Origin of the sequence: Bifidobacterium sp. H6bp9, from assembly GCF_032193695.1 — a bacterium.
In the GTDB taxonomy this organism is placed as follows: Bacteria; Actinomycetota; Actinomycetes; order Actinomycetales; family Bifidobacteriaceae; genus Bombiscardovia; species Bombiscardovia kimbladii.
In genome coordinates, this window is sequence record NZ_JASTZY010000003.1 from 126,735 (window position 1) to 142,770 (window position 16,036).

14 protein-coding genes are annotated in these 16,036 nt (G+C 62.9%); 10 read left to right on the forward strand and 4 right to left on the reverse strand.

Going from position 1 to position 16,036, the window contains the following annotated elements; genetic code table 11:
- Nucleotides 1–5: 5 nt before the first annotated feature.
- The 5 genes from QRX40_RS05520 to QRX40_RS05540 all read left to right on the forward strand — a co-directional run bounded on the left by QRX40_RS05520 (nucleotide 6) and on the right by QRX40_RS05540 (nucleotide 6,079).
- A complete protein-coding gene (locus QRX40_RS05520; RefSeq protein WP_313836873.1) occupies nucleotides 6–1,658 on the forward strand; it encodes an alpha/beta hydrolase in 1,653 nt (550 codons plus the stop codon).
- 15 nt (nucleotides 1,659–1,673) lie between these two features.
- A complete protein-coding gene (gene recO / locus QRX40_RS05525; protein ID WP_045924065.1) occupies nucleotides 1,674–2,396 on the forward strand; it encodes a DNA repair protein RecO in 723 nt (240 codons plus the stop codon).
- 3 nt (nucleotides 2,397–2,399) lie between these two features.
- Complete coding sequence (locus QRX40_RS05530) at nucleotides 2,400–3,194, forward strand: isoprenyl transferase (RefSeq protein ID WP_313836876.1); 795 nt, start codon at nucleotides 2,400–2,402, stop codon at nucleotides 3,192–3,194.
- Nucleotides 3,195–3,362: 168 nt separating this feature from the next.
- A complete protein-coding gene (locus QRX40_RS05535) occupies nucleotides 3,363–4,793 on the forward strand; it encodes an amidohydrolase (protein WP_313836878.1) in 1,431 nt (476 codons plus the stop codon).
- Between the two features lie 89 nt (nucleotides 4,794–4,882).
- Nucleotides 4,883–6,079, forward strand: a complete 1,197-nt coding sequence (locus QRX40_RS05540; protein ID WP_313836879.1) for an MFS transporter — start codon at nucleotides 4,883–4,885, stop codon at nucleotides 6,077–6,079.
- 241 nt (nucleotides 6,080–6,320) lie between these two features.
- Here the strand turns inward: QRX40_RS05540 and QRX40_RS05545 are convergent, their stop codons facing one another.
- From QRX40_RS05545 to QRX40_RS05560, 4 genes are all read right to left on the reverse strand, one after another.
- Nucleotides 6,321–7,844: a sucrose-6-phosphate hydrolase gene (locus QRX40_RS05545; protein ID WP_313836881.1), complete on the reverse strand. Its 1,524-nt coding sequence runs from the start codon at nucleotides 7,842–7,844 to the stop codon at nucleotides 6,321–6,323.
- A gap of 50 nt (nucleotides 7,845–7,894) precedes the next feature.
- A complete protein-coding gene (locus QRX40_RS05550; RefSeq protein WP_313836883.1) occupies nucleotides 7,895–9,187 on the reverse strand; it encodes an MFS transporter in 1,293 nt (430 codons plus the stop codon).
- 277 nt (nucleotides 9,188–9,464) lie between these two features.
- Nucleotides 9,465–10,538, reverse strand: a complete 1,074-nt coding sequence (locus QRX40_RS05555) for a LacI family DNA-binding transcriptional regulator (RefSeq protein WP_313836884.1) — start codon at nucleotides 10,536–10,538, stop codon at nucleotides 9,465–9,467.
- 61 nt (nucleotides 10,539–10,599) lie between these two features.
- On the reverse strand, nucleotides 10,600–10,935 hold the full coding sequence (locus QRX40_RS05560; RefSeq protein ID WP_313836886.1) for an MTH1187 family thiamine-binding protein: 336 nt from the start codon (nucleotides 10,933–10,935) through the stop codon (nucleotides 10,600–10,602).
- Nucleotides 10,936–11,131: 196 nt separating this feature from the next.
- On the opposite strand from QRX40_RS05560, the gene QRX40_RS05565 reads away from it, so the two are divergent.
- The 5 genes from QRX40_RS05565 (at nucleotide 11,132) to QRX40_RS05585 (ending at nucleotide 16,029) form a co-directional block, all read left to right on the forward strand.
- The gene (locus QRX40_RS05565) at nucleotides 11,132–12,649 is read left to right on the forward strand and encodes a glycine--tRNA ligase (RefSeq protein ID WP_101432105.1); all 1,518 of its coding nucleotides are present in this window, start codon (nucleotides 11,132–11,134) and stop codon (nucleotides 12,647–12,649) included.
- Nucleotides 12,636–13,814: a tRNA dihydrouridine synthase DusB gene (gene dusB, locus QRX40_RS05570; RefSeq protein WP_396184380.1), complete on the forward strand. Its 1,179-nt coding sequence runs from the start codon at nucleotides 12,636–12,638 to the stop codon at nucleotides 13,812–13,814. Before QRX40_RS05565 ends, dusB begins: the two co-directional genes overlap by 14 nt.
- A gap of 230 nt (nucleotides 13,815–14,044) precedes the next feature.
- Nucleotides 14,045–15,217: a cell division protein FtsZ gene (gene ftsZ, locus QRX40_RS05575; protein WP_313836890.1), complete on the forward strand. Its 1,173-nt coding sequence runs from the start codon at nucleotides 14,045–14,047 to the stop codon at nucleotides 15,215–15,217.
- An 18-nt stretch (nucleotides 15,218–15,235) separates the two neighbouring features.
- Nucleotides 15,236–15,703: a cell division protein SepF gene (locus tag QRX40_RS05580; RefSeq protein ID WP_313836892.1), complete on the forward strand. Its 468-nt coding sequence runs from the start codon at nucleotides 15,236–15,238 to the stop codon at nucleotides 15,701–15,703.
- A gap of 41 nt (nucleotides 15,704–15,744) precedes the next feature.
- Nucleotides 15,745–16,029 carry a YggT family protein gene (locus QRX40_RS05585; protein ID WP_313836893.1) on the forward strand — a complete coding sequence of 95 codons (285 nt, stop codon included), beginning with the start codon at nucleotides 15,745–15,747 and terminating at the stop codon, nucleotides 16,027–16,029.
- The last annotated feature ends 7 nt before the right edge of the window (nucleotides 16,030–16,036 follow it).

Here is a 16,036-nt window from a genome sequence, read left to right on the forward strand (position 1 = left end):
GGCTCATGACCAGCCTGCCCGTCTTCATCATTCTCATGGGTCTGCTGGCCTCGGTCTCCCACCTGACCGCCGTCCCCTGGAAATACGAACCAGTGGATCAGAATTTTCCCACGCTGACTCCGGACACCGCGGTCACCTTCGACTGGCCTGCCGGGGTTGACAGGGATGTCGTGGGGCAGTACCAGGTCGAATCCCGTCACCAGGAACTGAGCGTGGAACGGCCAGCCACTGGCGAGCACCAACGCATCCGAATACTGATCCGCGCCCCCAAGGAGGCTTCAGGACATCGGCCAGCCGTAGTCTTCATGCACGGCGCCGGTTACGGCACCTGCGACAACTCCTTCGGGGATGTGGCCCGAACCCTGGCCTCTGCCGGTTTCGTCACCGCCGTGCTGGACAAGCCGGTCTGGTCCACCAATGATGCCGACCGGGACTATCCCGCCTCGGCCAAGGCCTACGAGCGGGTTGCCAATCTGCTGCGCGACCGGGCTGATGTGGATGCATCCAAGGTAGGCATCTATGCCACCAGCGAGAGCACTTGGATCGCCGCCATGCTGCTGACCATGGACCATCGGATCGCCTTCCAGATCCTGTTGAGCCCCATGGTCTATTCGCCCCGGCACGCGATGGGCTTCTTCGTAGCCCAGGATTTCGCCATTGCCGGAGCCAACCAGGGCTACCAGTCGGTGGTCCGTCGGCTCTTCAGCACCGATGCCTCCCTCTTGGGCCTGAATAATCTGGACATCGACCCCACCGACCGCAGCACCTATGCCATTCCCACCCTGCTGGCCTACGGGGCCAAGGATGTCATGACCGCCCAGGTGGAGGGGGTGCAACGCGTGCTCGCCCAGGCCCACGCCTCGGGCAACGAGAACGTCACTGTGCGTTCCTACCCGGTCTCCAACCATGTGCTGCGTTTGGGAGATGAGGCCCGGACCGGCACGCCCCTGGCCGACCACTACCAGCAGGACATGGTCGACTGGGCGGTGGGTCAGGTCCATGGCCTGCATCAGACCAGCCCCAGCGTGGGTGGGGCCACCATCCACCAGTCCATCGCCGTGCCTACTGACCTGCGGGGGCGACGCTCGCTGACCATCTATATGCTGGTCCTGCACCTGCTGACCCTGGTGCTTTTGCTGGCGGCCTTGATTATGGCTTTGGCGGCCGGTCTGATGAAATTATTCCGTCTGCGCCGGCGCAAGGACCCGGTCCTGGGCTTCAGCCATGGCTTCGGCGGCACCTTGGTCACCATCACCGGCACCACCCTGGCTACCCTGGTCCTTTTCGGAGCTGGTCTGGGCCAGGTCATCATGGCCGTGGTACGCCTGGGCTGGGGCGGCGTGCCCGACCAGGCTGGGGTCAGCTACTGGAGCTGGCCGGTCATCCAGGTGGTCTGCGCCCTGGTCATCTGGGCCTGGTCGCGCACCTTCGCCCGTATGGTCGAGGTAGCCTCACTCAGGGGATTGGACCGGCTGCCCGACCAGGTGCGCACAAGCAAGGCCGGCGGCCCCAGTCTGCGCCAGCAGATGCGGAGCATGGATCCCAGGCCGGTTCTGGCCTCCACCCGTTTTGGCGTCGCGCTCTTCATCGTCACCACCCTGGCCATGTTCGGGGTCCTGTTGATCTTCGCTTTCTGGGGCCTGTTCATCTACCAATGAAAGGACGGGGCCGTCGTGGCTATCTATCGTGACGAGGGCCTGGTCCTCAGAACGGTCAAACTGGGCGAGGCAGACCGGATCGTCACCATTCTGACCAGGGGACACGGCAAGGTCAGGGCCGTGGCCAAGGGGGTGCGACGGACCAAGTCCCGCTTCGGCGCGCGGCTGGAGCCATTCATGCGTGACGACCTGCTCATCTCCCGTGGCCGCAACCTGGACATCGTCTCCCAGGCCGTCTGCATAGCCGCCTATGCGGATGCCATATGCGCCGACTATGACCTCTACGCCAACGGGGGCGTCATGCTTGAGACCGCCGACAAGCTGGTGGTGGGCGAGCACGAGCCGGCCCCTGAGCAATACCGTCTGCTGGCCTCCGCCCTGGCCAGTCTGGCTGGTCACCGGCATGGACCCCGTGACATCGGCGCCTCCTACCTGCTGCGGTCCCTGGCGCTGGCTGGCTGGAGGCCCCGGCTGGATTCCTGCATCGTCTGCGGCCGGACCGACCAGCTGACCCACTTTTCGGTGCCTGGCGGCGGGGTGGTCTGCAGCCGGGACAGGCCTACCGACGCCGTGGCAGTGGATTCCGCCACCCTGGCCCGCTTCCGGGCGCTGAGCAGCGGGGACTGGTCCAAGCTGGACGGCAAGGACTCCACCCCCCTCTGCGACGGTCTTGTTGAGAAATGGGGCGAATATTACCTGGAGCGGCCCATCAGGTCTCTGCGGCTATTAGATTCTTGAAGCATGAGCTTTGACCCCGTCGACTACACTTCTCTGGATGTGCCTGCAGCCCCCTTCTCCGACCCCGCGCGTATCCCGCAGTTCCCCAAGGGCTCAGTCCCGCGGCACCTGGGTGTGATCATGGATGGGAATGGCCGCTGGGCCAAGCAGAGGGGCATGGAGCGCACCCAGGGTCACCGGGCTGCCGAGCCGGTGGTCTTCGACACCATAGCCGGGGCCATTGAGGCCGGGGTCCGCTACCTGAGCCTGTACACCTTCTCCACTGAGAATTGGAAGCGCTCGCCGGCCGAGGTCCGCTTTCTGATGGGCTTCTCCCGGGACATCATCCACCGCCGGGTGGCCCAGATGGACGACTGGGGAGTGCGCGTGCGCTGGGCGGGTCGTCGGCCCAGGCTCTGGAAGTCGGTCATCGACGAGCTGGAGGCGGCCATGGAGCGCACCCGCCACAACACCAGGATCGATGTGATCTTCTGCATCAACTACGGAGGCAGGGCTGAGCTGGCCGATGCAGCCACAGACATCGCCCGAGAAGTCGCGGCTGGGCGAATCAAGGGCTCCAAGGTGACTGAAAAGATGATCGCCCAGCACCTCTACAACCCCGACATTCCGGATTGCGACCTGGTCATGCGCACCTCTGGGGAGCAGCGCACCTCCAATTTTCTGCCCTGGCAGGCGGCCTATGCGGAGCTGGATTTCGTCCCTGAGCTCTTCCCGGACTGCGGGCGTGAGGTGCTCTGGCGGGCCATCGACGATTACATCCACCGGGACAGGCGCTTTGGCGGCGTGGAGAATGCCTGAGAAGACAGAACCTCCAATTTTGTGAGGTTACCCATAGTCGTCCAAATTTACACGTCTGAACACCCTCGTAACGCCCATGAAAGGTAGTCTGTGACTTATCACAGCGGAGCAGGCCATGTGTCCGCCGTGGAAATCAGCGCAGCAAACGAAACGAAGGAGTCGACAGGCGTGGACGACAAGCAACGCATCATGCAGATCATCGAGGACAAGTCACAGGAGTTCATCGAGGCAGCCGATCATATTTGGGACACCCCCGAGACCAGGTTTGCCGTCAAGGAGTCGGTCCAGCAGCATTATAAGGTGCTGGAGCAGGAGGGCTTCGAGATCGAGAAGGGCGTGGGCCATATGGACTACGCCTACGTGGCGACCTGGGGTTCGGGCCGTCCGGTGATCGGCATCACCGGCGAATACGATGCCCTGGGAGGGCTCAGCCAGGTGGCCGACCTGGGCGAGCACAAGCCCTTGGTCGAAGGCGGCAACGGGCAAGGCTGCGGCCACAACATCCTGGGCATGGCCGCCGTCGCGGCAGGCGTGGGCATCAAGACCTTCATGCAGGAGAAGGGCCTCAAGGGGACCATCAAGGTCTTCGGCTGCCCGGCTGAGGAGTCGGGTTACGGCAAGGCCTTCATGGCCAGGGACGGGGTCTTCGACGGGCTGGATCTGGCCCTGTCCTGGCATCCCTCGGATGTGACCCAGGCCTGGGGGTCCTCCAGCCTGGCGGTCCTGCAGGCCTACTTCGACTTCACCGGTGTGCCGGCCCACGCGGCTGCGGCTCCCGAGCTAGGCCGGAGCGCCCTGGATGCCGCGGAGCTGATGAATGTGGGCGTGCAGTTCCTGCGCGAGCACATGATCGACGAGGCCCGCGTGCACTACGCCTTCATCGACGCAGGCGGCGAGTCGGCCAACGTGGTGCAGTCCCATGCCCGGCTCTACTACTTCGTGCGCGCCCCCAGGATGGACCAGGCTCAGGATCTGTTCAAGCGTGTGGAGAAGATCGCCCAGGGTGCGGCCCTGATGACCGAGACCCAGGTCAGGGAGGAGTTCGACGCGGCCTGCTACAACTTCATTCCCAACCATCCGCTGACCGAGGCCATAGACAGGAACCTGGACGTCGTCGGCCCCCTGCCCCTGGACCAGCAGGAGCTGGACTACGAGCGCCGCTACACCGATACGGTCCCCGAGGCCGGCAAGCAGAGGGTGCTCAGCCGCACCAAGGAGGCCTTCCCTGATCTGACGGATGAGGAAGTCAGGAGGATGGCCGAGTCCACCATGGCCCTGAAGAAGTATCCGCTGGCCTTCACCGATACCGCATCGGGGTCCACCGACGTCGGCGATGTCAGCTGGCAGACGCCCACCGCCCAGTTCAGCGGCGGCTTCGAGCCCCAGGGAACCTCGGCCCACTCCTGGCAGTGGGCGGCCAACGGCAAGTCCTCGGTGGCCCACAAGGGTCTGCTCGCCGCGGGCAAGACCCTGGCTCTGACCGCCTATGATGCGTTTACCGACCCGGATCTGGTCAAGGCCGCCAAGGAGGACTTTGACAAGACCTTCGCCGGCCAGGAGTACAAGGTCGTCATCCCTGACGATGTGATGCCCCACTGACCCACTGTTCGGCTGCCGCCGGATCTGGTGATCTTCTGCGAATCACTTCGCCCGGCGGCGGCCGTTTTCGACTGAAGGACGACAGACCAATGGCAATCAAGCAATCCTCAAAAACGGCGAGCGGAACGCTGATCTTCTCCCTGATGGCCGGTTACTCGATCGTGTACATGGACAAGAACATGATCTCGACCGCCATCATCCCCATCTCCGAGCAGTTCCACCTGGACTCGGGGCAGACAGGCATCATCATGTCGGCCTTCTTCCTGGGCTACTCGCTCATGCAGATACCCAGCGGCTGGCTGGCCGACCGGCTTGGGGCCAAGCGTGTGCTGATGGCCTCCATGATCATCATCGGTCTGTTCAGCTACTTGTTCGGCCTGGCCAATGGTCTGGCCTTCTTCATCATCGTCCGGTTCTTCGCTGGCATGGGCCACGGCGGCTACCCGCCCTCCTGCTCCAAGTCGATCGCGGAGAACTTCCCCCAGGAGCGGCGTACCTTCGTCCAGTCGCTGATCCTGTCGACCTCGGGCATCGGCGGCATCCTGGCCTTCGTCCTGGGCGCCAACCTGGTCGCCATCAACTGGCATCTGGCCTACGCTGTGCTGGGCACCCTCTACCTGCTGGCCTTTGTCTGCATCCTGATCTTCGTGCCCTCCAAGCCCCGCCAGCCCGAGGCTGACCAGAAGCCCGGAGCCAAGGGGGCAGGGTTCCTCGAGGTTCTGAAGAACAGGAACGTGCTGGTCCTCTTCGTGGCCATGCTGCTGCTGAACATCCTCCTGTACGGCAATATCTCCTGGATGCCCACCTTCATCAAAAACACCTTTGGCCTTACGATTGGCCAGGCCGGCATCCTGCTGGCGGTCAACGCGGTCTTCACGACCATCGCCACCATCTACGCCGGTCAGTTGCTCTCGAAGCTCTTCCTGGGCAGGGAGAAGCTGGCCATCCTGGGCGCCGGGGTGATCAGCGCCGTCCTGGTCGTATGCTTCGTCTTCTCGCGCAACATCTGGCTCTCCCTCCTGCTGCTGATCCTGGTATCCTGCGTCTCCGTGGTGGCCTTCACCGGCATCTTCACATGGCCCCACAAGATCATGGACCCGCACATCATCGGCTCCGCCATCGGCATCATCAACACCGGCGGCACCCTGGGTGGATTCCTGGCCCCCATGATCATCGGCTACCTGGTCAAGGCGGCTGGCGGTTCCTTCGTCGGAGCCTTCCTCTTCATGGGTGCGGCGGCCATTGCCTCCGGGCTGATGGCTCTGCTGGTCAAGGTCGGCAAGTAAAGCCGAAGTCGGATCGGCCGCACCAATGGCTTCCGGTCCCGCAGATCAAAGGCCTGAGACCGAGTCATGACTGGCGGTCTCCGGCAAGGAGTCAGTGCCAAAGGACCGGTACTTCCTCTAGGATTTCCGATTCATCGGTTCTGACCATGGATGCTTGAAGGCGATGCTTGCAAAACAAAAAGGCCCGCCCCCTGAGTAATTCAGGGGGCGGGCCTTTCCTGTGCCGACTAGGACAGTCGGATCAGCGATCCGGCTCTTCCCAGATGGTGTTCAATCTGGCAATGGAGAGGAAGTCGATCAGGGCCTTGCCCTCGCCGGACTCGGCGATCAGGCGGATGCCGCGCGGTCCTTCAGCGGGGAAGGAGTAGGAGGACATGATCTCCAGCCCGTCGTTGACGACAACCTCGATCGAGCCCCGGTCCACGATGATGCGCAGTTTGAGTTTGCCCGAGGACTTGTCGACGGGTGCTGTCCGGTAACCCCGATCCCCGTAGGTGTTGCAGTGGCGGTCCAGCACCACGCGGCCCAGCTGGTCGTCATAGCAGACCAGCGTATGATCGCCTGACTGGGTCCGGTGAATCTCCAGACCGATGCGCTCGGCCTGGGACTTGGCCAGGTCGATTTCCATAGTGATGTCGGCGGTCTGCGCGTCGTCCACCAGATCCTGGCTGCCGTTGACCTCCAGTTCGATGGGACCGAAATCCTTCTGGTCCTGGTCCAGGTTGGAGAACTCGCGTATGGGCAGGCAGCGCAGATGATCACCGGCCAGGGTGACCTCGCGGGGCACGGTGAACTGGCCACACCAGCCATCCTCCTGCATGGGGATGGGTTCGGTGAAGGGGCTCATCCATCCGAAGACCAGCCGGCGGCCGTCAGGGGCCTGGAAGGTCTGCGGGGCATAGAAGTTATGGCCGTCATCCCAGAGGTGGAACTCAGTCTCCTGCTGGAAGTCGCCGCCGGGCTGCCAGCTGCCGATCACGTAGCCGGCGTTGTTGTGGTTGCGGGATTCGAATCCATGAGGTTTCAGGCCCATGGCCGAGTAGCAGATCACCCACTTGTCCTCCAGGGGGAACATGTCGGGGCATTCCAGCATGAAGACCTCGGGGTCGGGGTGCCGGTAGATCACCCGGTCGAAGGTCCAGTGCTCCATGTCATTGGAGGTATACATCCAGATTTCGCCTCGATGGGCTGGGGTGCTGACTCCGAAGACCATGTACCAGAGCTCGCCCATCTTCCACACCTTGGGATCGCGGAAGTGCAGGATCTTGTCGTCGGGGCAGGGGACCACAACACCTTTCTTTTCAAAGTGGATCCCGTCTGAGGAGACGGCCATGCACTGCTCCTGGAGGTTGCCTTCATCTTCGTTGACCCCGTTGCGCCAGCGGTGACCGGTGTAGTAGATGGTCAGGCGGCCGTCGTCGCCCACCACGGCCGATCCGGAGAAGACCCCGTCCTTCTCGACCTCCAGGGTGGGCGCCATGGCCAGGGGCTCGCGCCGCCAGGTGACCAGATCGGCGCTGGATACGTGCCCCCAGTGCATGTTTCCCCACTCGCTCCCATAGGGGTTGAGCTGGAAGTAGGCATGGTAGCGGCCCTTGTAATAGCTCAGGCCGTTGGGGTCGTTGATCCATCCGGCCTTGGAGGCGATGTGGCACAGGGGATACCAGCGGTCATTGCGGGTGGCGAAGAGCCGGTCGATGCTCTTCTGGGCCTTGTCCAGCTGAGCGCTCATGTCGGCGTTTTCCTTGGTTGCTGGCTGGTTCATCATTGAATCCTTTCGGGTTGGATGGGTGCTGATGATGGTTGACGTGGGGCTCAGCCCTGGGTTACGGCGGACTTCTGCGAATCCCTGATGAAGGGATCGCCGTCAACCTGCTGGTCGTCGCGCTTGAGCACGAAGATGCCGTAGATCAGGGCCGCGAGCACCACCAGGGAGATGGTGTAGAAGGTGACCTGGTCGCCGGCCCGGTCGTGGAGGATGCCCAGCGGGGTAGACAGGACCACCTGGCCGACCTGGGAGGCGATCTGGAAGCCCACCATGTAGAGGGTGGCGGACAGCTTGGGGTTGAAGTGCAGGGTGAAGTAGCGGAAGGCCGGCAGGCTGAAGAGCGGGACCTCAATGGAGTGGAAGAGCTTGACGATGGAGACCATGACCGGATCGTGGAAGAAGCCGCACAGGCCGATCCTGGCGAACATGACCGTAGCGCCCAGCAAGAGGGCGTTGCGGACACCTATCTTGCGCATGATGACAGGTACGACGCCCATCATGGCCGACTCCAGGAAGACCTGGAAGGAGTTGAGGATGCCGTAGACCTGGTTGCCCAGCTGCGGCGTGGCGAAGAGGTTGGCGTAGTAAGTGGGGAACATCTGCTGATCGAAGACCGTGTAGAAGGTGTTGGTGAAGATCATGAAGATGATCAGCAGCCAGAGGGCCGGCATACCCAGTACGTGTAGCATATCGCTGAGTGAGGGCTGGGACTTCTCACCGTCAGGGGTCGATTCGCGGCGGATTTCGTCACGCTGCTCGTCCGGGATCCAGAAGGCGTAGACCAGCAGCATGCACAGGCCGAAGGCGGACCCCAGCCAGAAGTTGATCATGGGGTTGATGTTGAAGACGAAGCCGGCGATCAGGGCCACGATGGCATAGCCGAAGGAGCCCCAGGCCCGGGACTGTCCATACTCGAAGCCGAACTTGCGGGAGTAGCGCTCGGTGATGGCCTCGATCAGAGAGCAGCCGGACATGAAGCCGGCAGAGAGGACCACGGCGCCCAGCATGGCGCCCAGCATGATGTTGGAGCGCATGAGCGGAGCATAAATGAATTGGACGAAGGGCCCCACCAGGGCTGCGATGGCAGCGATGAAGATGGCCAGACGGCGCTTGACGCCCAGTTCGTCCTGGATGACCCCGTAGACGAACATAATGATCAGGGTTGCCACGGAATTGATGGAGTAGATGTTGCCCACTTGGGTGTTGGTCATACCAAGTCCCGTTACCAGCCATCGCTGGTAGAAGGACCACCAGACTCCCCAGGCGCAGAAGAAGAAGAATATTCCGGTAGAGGATTCCAAATATGATGGGTTCCTCCACGCCGATAATTTGGCGGCCATGCTGCCCCTCTTTCCTTGTTGTGCACCGCTTCTCCGCAGTGCCTCCAGGTCCGATGCACTTCCTATGTGCAGAGTGGATCCTTGTAGGTATAGTAGGTCGTCAATCGATTTACGTCAAACGATTGACTATTGGTGTGCGTTCCTACGATCACGATGAGCGATTGGCAGGGGATGCTGGCTGATTGGCTATCGGCTATTGGTGATTGGAACCAATCCAGCCAGAATTGGACCTTGGTTCACCATCTTGCGACAGCAAAGGGGGAAGGGTGATTCTGGCTTAGCGACTGGTTGAGGCCGGGGCCGAGGCGGCATCGAGGCGGGTGGAGCCCTTGCGGATCAGGGCGCAATGGATGCGCACCCCGCCAGCCTGATCGAGCGGCGGCAGGACGGCACGGGTTTCAGGCAGAGGCAGGGCAACGCGACGGGGATTGATTTGCGCCAGCAGCCGCCGCACCGCCCAGAAGCCCATCTCGTAGTGGGGCAGTTCGACCGTGGTCAGGGGAGGCGCTGTGGTCTCGGCTACGACCTGATGGTTGTCCACGCCTACCAGATTAAGGTCCTTGCCGATGATCAGATGGCGCGCAGCGGCGGCTTGGTAGAGGTAGAAGGAACGCGAATCATTGAAGCAGAAAACCCCATCGGGATGTTGGTCATCCATCAGGTCGTTTGCCTGATCCATGGCGTCCTGGTTGAACCCGACCAGTCGGGTCAAGGCCTGACTTGTGGGCAAGCCGGCTTCCTTGAGAGCTGTGTGATATCCGCGCATTCTGTCTTCTTGCGCCGGCAGATCCTGTGTGGTGCCCAGGTAGGCTACCCGATGGCAACCTGATTCGATCAGGTGGCGGGTGGCATCGTAGCCGATCAGAAATTCGTCAGGGGCGATGCTGGGACAGCGGTTGACCCGCTCCGAAGCGTTGACGACCACAGCAGGGCAGGAACGCAGAGCCTGTGGCAGGTCAACATCCTGGTCGTACATCTTGGCGAAGAGGAATCCGTCCACCCCATAACGCTTCAGGGCCTGGATCTGCTCGGCCTCCCGAACGCCCCCATCGGTGGAGACAGTGAGAAGCACATAGCCGCGCTCGGCTGCCGCATCCTGCGCGCCCCGAATAATGGCGCCAGCGTAGGGCGTAGTGGCCACCTCTTCGCTGATGAAACCCAGCATGCCGGTCTTGCTGGTGCGCAGCGACCGAGCCATGGGATTGGGCCGATAGCCCAGTGTTTTGGCTGTGCTGCGTACCTTTCGGGCGGTCTCCGACTTGACTCTGCCCTTGTCGGGGGTGGTGAGCACCAGTGAGACTGTGGAGACGGACACGCCTGTGCGTTCGGCGATCTGCTTCATCGTGATCATGGGCACACCTTAACTTGCTCAGGCGATTTCAGCCCGGCTGATCGTCAGTGACAGGGAGCTTTCAGCGGCTTTCCCCGCCCAGGATCCGGTCGATCCGCTCCACCTTCTCGTGGATCTGGTCCCGCTTGCCGGGACGGATGTCCAGCCTGAGGCTGACGCCTGTCCTGTATCCCTGCTCGGCCAGGACCCGTGTGGCCTCTTCCACAACCTCCATGACCCGGTGCAGATCTCCCTCAACGACCGTGCTCATGGCGTTGGTCTGGTTGGGCAGTCCCGAATCCCTGATGACCTTGATGACCTGGGCCACATAGGTGGACAGCTCCTCACCCTGACCAGAGGGTGCAATGGTGATCTCGGCTACGGTGTTCAGGTAAGATGGATCGTTCATGTCGGGCATATCGGGAACCTTCCTTATCGACTGGCGTTCATATGCAGGATGCCCGGTGTCCCCAGCGGTCACCTGCGCGGCCTCTAGTGCCTGCCTTGATGGTAGGCCTCTGCGCTGACAGCAGGTCACCCGCCGAAGGTATGCTGGAGGCCAGTCATCAGGTCGTATGTCCCCAGGAGGGGCTCCCGAGCAGAAGGTGTGATCAGTGGCAGTATCGAAACTGGATGAGGTCATCTCCCTGGCCAAGCGCCGAGGATTCGTCTTTCCCGCAGGGGAGATATACGGCGGGACGCGCTCGGCCTGGGACTATGGCCCCTTGGGCGTGGCCCTCAAGGACAACATCAAGCGTGAGTGGTGGAGGACCATGGTGGTCACCCGCGACGACGTGGTCGGCGTGGATACCTCGGTCATCCTGCCCACGGCGGTCTGGGAGGCCTCGGGTCACGTGTCCGTCTTCAACGACCCCCTGATCGAGTGCCTGAACTGCCACAAGCGGCACCGGGCCGACACTCTGGAGGAGGCCTACGTCGAGAAGCACGGCCATGATCCGGAAAACGGCCTCAAGGACATCCCCTGCCCGGACTGCGGCACCAAGGGCCAGTGGACCGAGCCGCGCGACTTCAACATGATGCTGCAGACCCACCTGGGACCTGTCCAGGACGAGAAGAGCCTGCACTACCTGCGTCCCGAGACCGCCCAGGGCATCTTCGTGGACTTCAAGTCCGTCATGGCCTCCTCCCGCTCCAAGCCTCCCTTCGGCATCGCCAACATGGGCAAGAGCTTCCGCAACGAGATCACACCCGGCAATTTCATCTTCCGCACCCGCGAGTTCGAGCAAATGGAGATGGAGTTCTTCGTCCATCCCGGCACCGACGAGCAGTGGCATCAGTACTGGATCGATGCCAGGACCCGCTGGTACGTGGACCTGGGCGTCAAGCCCGAGAACCTGCGCCACTATGAGCACCCCAAGGAGAAGCTGGCCCACTATTCCAAGCGGACCGTGGACATCGAGTACCGGTTCGGCTTCCAGGGCTCCGAGTGGGGCGAGCTGGAGGGCGTGGCCAACCGCACCGACTACGACCTCAAGGCCCATGCCGAGCACTCGGGCGAGGATCTGAGCTACTTCGACCAGGCCAGCGGGGAACGCTACATCCCCTACGTGATCGAGCCCGCTGCCGGCCTGACGCGCTCGCTGATGGCCTTCCTGGTGGATGCCTATGACGTGGACGAGGCCCCCAACACCAAGGGCGGGGTCGACCGGCGCACCGTGCTGCGCCTGGATCCGAGGCTGGCCCCGGTCAAAGCAGCCGTCCTGCCCCTGTCCAAGAAGCCTGATCTGCAGCGGATCGCCCATGACCTGGCTGCCGACCTGCGCCAGAACGAGTGGATGGTGGACTACGACGAGTCCGGCGCCATCGGCCGTCGCTACCGTCGTCAGGACGAGATCGGTACACCCCTGTGCATCACCGTGGACTTCGACACCTTGGACGACAAGGCGGTCACCATCCGCAACCGAGACTCCATGCAGCAGGATCGGGTGGCCCTGGACCAGGTGGAGGACTATGTGCGCCGGGTCGTCGGCGAGCGGCGGGTGCGCTACCCCATGGGGCCGTCTGACCTGACCGGAGCGCGTGCCGCTGACGGCTACACGGACTTGGCCAGCGAGCCGGGCACGGACGAGAGCGAACCCATCAAGGTGGCCGAGGCCGGTGGCCGGTACTGAGACTGATCGCCCGACCCCGAAGGCTGCCCCTGTGCAGCTGGGCCCGATAACCGTGCCTGTGCCGGTCATGCTTTCGCCCATGGCGGGCGTGACCAACTGGCCCTTCCGCCTGCTCTGTCGCGAGTATGGACCCGACGGACTGTATGTGGGGGAGATGGTGACGGCCCGGGCCCTGGTGGCGCGCAACCCCAAGGCCTTCCGGCTCTGTCGCTTCGCCCCGCAGGAGAAGGTGCGCTCCCTGCAGCTGTACGGGGTGGACCCGCAGATCATGGAACAGGCCACCCGGATGGTGGTTGATGCGGGCTGGGCCGATCATATCGACATGAACTTCGGCTGCCCGGTTCCCAAGGTCACCAGACACGGCGGCGGGTCCGCCCTGCCCTGGAAGACCGACCTCTTCGCTGAACTGGTCCATCGGGTGGTCGCCGTCTGCTCGCCTGCCGGGATCCCCGTCACCGCAAAGATCCGTGTGGGCATCGATCACCAGCACGAGACCTTCCTGGAGGCGGCGCACATCGCCCAGGAGGAGGGATGCGCCGCCGTGACCCTGCACGCCAGAACCACGGCTGAGTACTATGGCGGCCATGCTGACTGGGACCGGATCGCTCAGCTGGTCCAGGCCGTTGATATCCCCGTCTTCGGCAACGGCGACATCTGGACCGCCGAGGATGCCCTGGACATGTTCGCCCAGACCGGCTGCGCAGGCGTGGCCATCGGCCGGGGCTGCCAGGGCCGTCCCTGGCTCTTTGCCGACATAGCGGCGGCCCTGGCTGGCTCCCCGGAACGGCAGGAGCCCACCCTGGGCCAGGTGGGGGCCATCATGGCCCGCCATGCCCGGCTTCTGGCCGAGTTCTACGACGGCGACGAGCGCATGGCCGTCCACGACATGCGCAAGCACGTGGCCTGGTATTTGAAGGGTTTCGCGGTTGGAGGCCAGGTGCGCCGCGACTTCATGGCCTGCGAGAGCCTGGAGGAGCTGGACCGCTGCATCGCCGATCTGGATCAGGACATGCCCTATCCACGAGCCGTGGCCGGCAAGCCCCGTGGCCGGGTCCGCTATGCCAAGAAGGTCCGTCTTCCCTATGGCTGGCTGGATTCGCGGACCACCACCCATCAGGAGCGCGAGACGCTCTTCGGCAACGACCCCATGGATGCCTCCTACTGAAGCCGGAAATATTCCTGTCGCCAACCTGCGCATCCGGGTCTAGAATCAGGGTTTAGAATACGGACAGAACGGCGTGGAGGTTCTCTCGGAAGGCCAGGGCGGTTGGCTCTGTCCTCCCGGACCCTAGGCCCACGGCCGTCAGGGAGGGTCGGAACGCCTGTGGGCAAATGCGTGTTGGCGTATACGACCTGCGCTAGAGTTGAGCGTAACGTGAGTGACGGGAGCATACTGTGAGCGAGATTGCCCAGAATGACAATTTCAACGACAAGACCAACATCAAGGTCGTTGGTGTTGGTGGAGCCGGTGGCAATGCTGTCAATCGCATGATCGCCGAGGGTCTGCAGAATGTCGAGTTTGTTGCCATCAATACCGATGCCAAGGATCTCCTGCGCTCAGAAGCCGATGTAAAGATCTCCCTTTCCGATGCCAACAGCCGCGGCCTGGGGGCCGGAGCCGATCCAGAGAAGGGCGCCAAGGCTGCCCAGGACCATCAGTCCGACATTGAAGAGGTTCTCAAGGGCGCCGACATGGTCTTCGTCACTGCAGGGGAGGGCGGCGGCACAGGCACTGGCGCCAGCCCCTTGGTTGCGCGTGCAGCCCGTCAGCAAGGCGCGCTGACCATCGCCGTAGTCACCCGGCCGTTCACCTTTGAGGGACCCAGGCGCTCCGCTTCCGCCGAATCGGGCATCGAGAACCTGCGCAAGGAGGTCGATGCCCTTATCGTTATCCCCAATGATCGGCTTCTGGACCTCTCGGATCGCACAGTCTCGGTCATGGATGCCTTCAAGACCGCCGACACGGCCCTGCTGGCCGGTGTTCAGGGCATCACTGACCTGATCACCATGAACTCCTACATTCACGTGGACTTCTCCGATGTCACCGCCATCTTGAAGGATGCAGGCACCGCCCTCTTCGGCATCGGCGCAGCCAGGGGCGAGGATCGAGCCACCCAGGCCGCCGAGATCGCCATCTCCTCCCCGCTCCTGGAGGAGAGCATCGAGGGTGCCCACGGGGCCCTGATCAACGTGGCCGGCCCCACCGACCTGAGCATGCAGGAGGCATCTGCCGCCGCCCAGCTGGTTCAGGATGCCATCCATCCCGAGGCGCAGATCATCTGGGGCCTGGCCTTGGACGACGCCTACGGGGACGAGGTGCGGGTCACGGTCATCGCCGCCGGATTCGATCCCACACCAAAGAAGGACGAGACCCCGGCCCCTGCAGTGGACACGACCTCCACGCCGGCAGCAGCCGCCCCGGTCCAGCAGCCCCAGCAGCCGCTGACGACCCCTTCCGCCCAGGCGGAGTCAGATGAGACTTCCGAACACGATGTGGTGCCCCCCGCCTCCGGCGACGACGGCACCTCCGACCCGGGATATCTGGATATCCCTGACTTTCTGCGGTAATCAGGCGAAGGAGCAGGTATGGCAGGATTGATGAAGAACGCAATGTCCTTTTTCGGCATGTCGGACGTCGTAGACGACGATGACGACGACCTGGCCGACGATGACGAGGCCCGCGATGGCTTCGACACCGATCACTCTGTGACTCCCATGGCTCCGCAATCCACGACCAGCAGCCAGGAGGCCGAGTCCACGCCCTTCCAGAGCCGAATCAACCGCATCACCACCATCCATCCCAAGTCCTATGAGGATGCCCAGATGGTCGGCAGGGCCCTGCGGGACGGAGTGCCGGTGGTCCTCAACCTGACTGGCGTGTCCGAGTCGGTGGCCTACAGGATCGTCGACTTCTCGGCAGGCGTGGTCTTCGGGGTACGCGGGTCCATCGAGCGGGTCACTCCCAGGGTCTTTCTGCTCAGTCCTGCGCAGGTCAACATCAAGGTGGAGGAGCCCGAGTCAGGCTCTTCGGCCAAGGGGCTTTTCGCCCAGTGAGCGATGCCCTGGCAGCCGTGTCTGCAGGAGCCTAAAGACGCATGCTTCTTCTTTTTATTCGATATCTGATAGACATCTGCAATGAGACCTACCTGCTGATCCTCTTCGTGCGGATGATTCTGGACTGGGTCCTGGTTCTGTCGCCTCGCTGGTACCCTCGTGGCTTCGTGGCCTCGCTCATTCGGGTCATCTATGCCTTGACTGAGCCGCCCCTGCGCTGGCTGCGCCGGTACATTCCGCCTCTGCCCATGGGCAGGATCCAGCTTGACGTCTCCTTCATGGTGCTCTACGCGGCCCTGATCATCATCCAGGTGCTGTTGGGGTAAGAGCAAG

Bases quoted from the DNA above. Each gene is read 5' to 3' on its own strand.
- QRX40_RS05520 (WP_313836873.1), top strand. From the start codon at position 6: ATGACCAGCCTGCCCGTCTTCATCATTCTCATGGGTCTGCTGGCCTCG.
- QRX40_RS05530 (WP_313836876.1), top strand. From the start codon at position 2,400: ATGAGCTTTGACCCCGTCGACTACACTTCTCTGGATGTGCCTGCAGCC.
- QRX40_RS05540 (WP_313836879.1), top strand. From the start codon at position 4,883: ATGGCAATCAAGCAATCCTCAAAAACGGCGAGCGGAACGCTGATCTTC.
- QRX40_RS05545 (WP_313836881.1), bottom strand. From the start codon at position 7,844: ATGAACCAGCCAGCAACCAAGGAAAACGCCGACATGAGCGCTCAGCTG.
- QRX40_RS05550 (WP_313836883.1), bottom strand. From the start codon at position 9,187: ATGGCCGCCAAATTATCGGCGTGGAGGAACCCATCATATTTGGAATCC.
- QRX40_RS05555 (WP_313836884.1), bottom strand. From the start codon at position 10,538: ATGATCACGATGAAGCAGATCGCCGAACGCACAGGCGTGTCCGTCTCC.
- QRX40_RS05560 (WP_313836886.1), bottom strand. From the start codon at position 10,935: ATGCCCGACATGAACGATCCATCTTACCTGAACACCGTAGCCGAGATC.
- QRX40_RS05580 (WP_313836892.1), top strand. From the start codon at position 15,236: ATGGCAGGATTGATGAAGAACGCAATGTCCTTTTTCGGCATGTCGGAC.
- QRX40_RS05585 (WP_313836893.1), top strand. From the start codon at position 15,745: ATGCTTCTTCTTTTTATTCGATATCTGATAGACATCTGCAATGAGACC.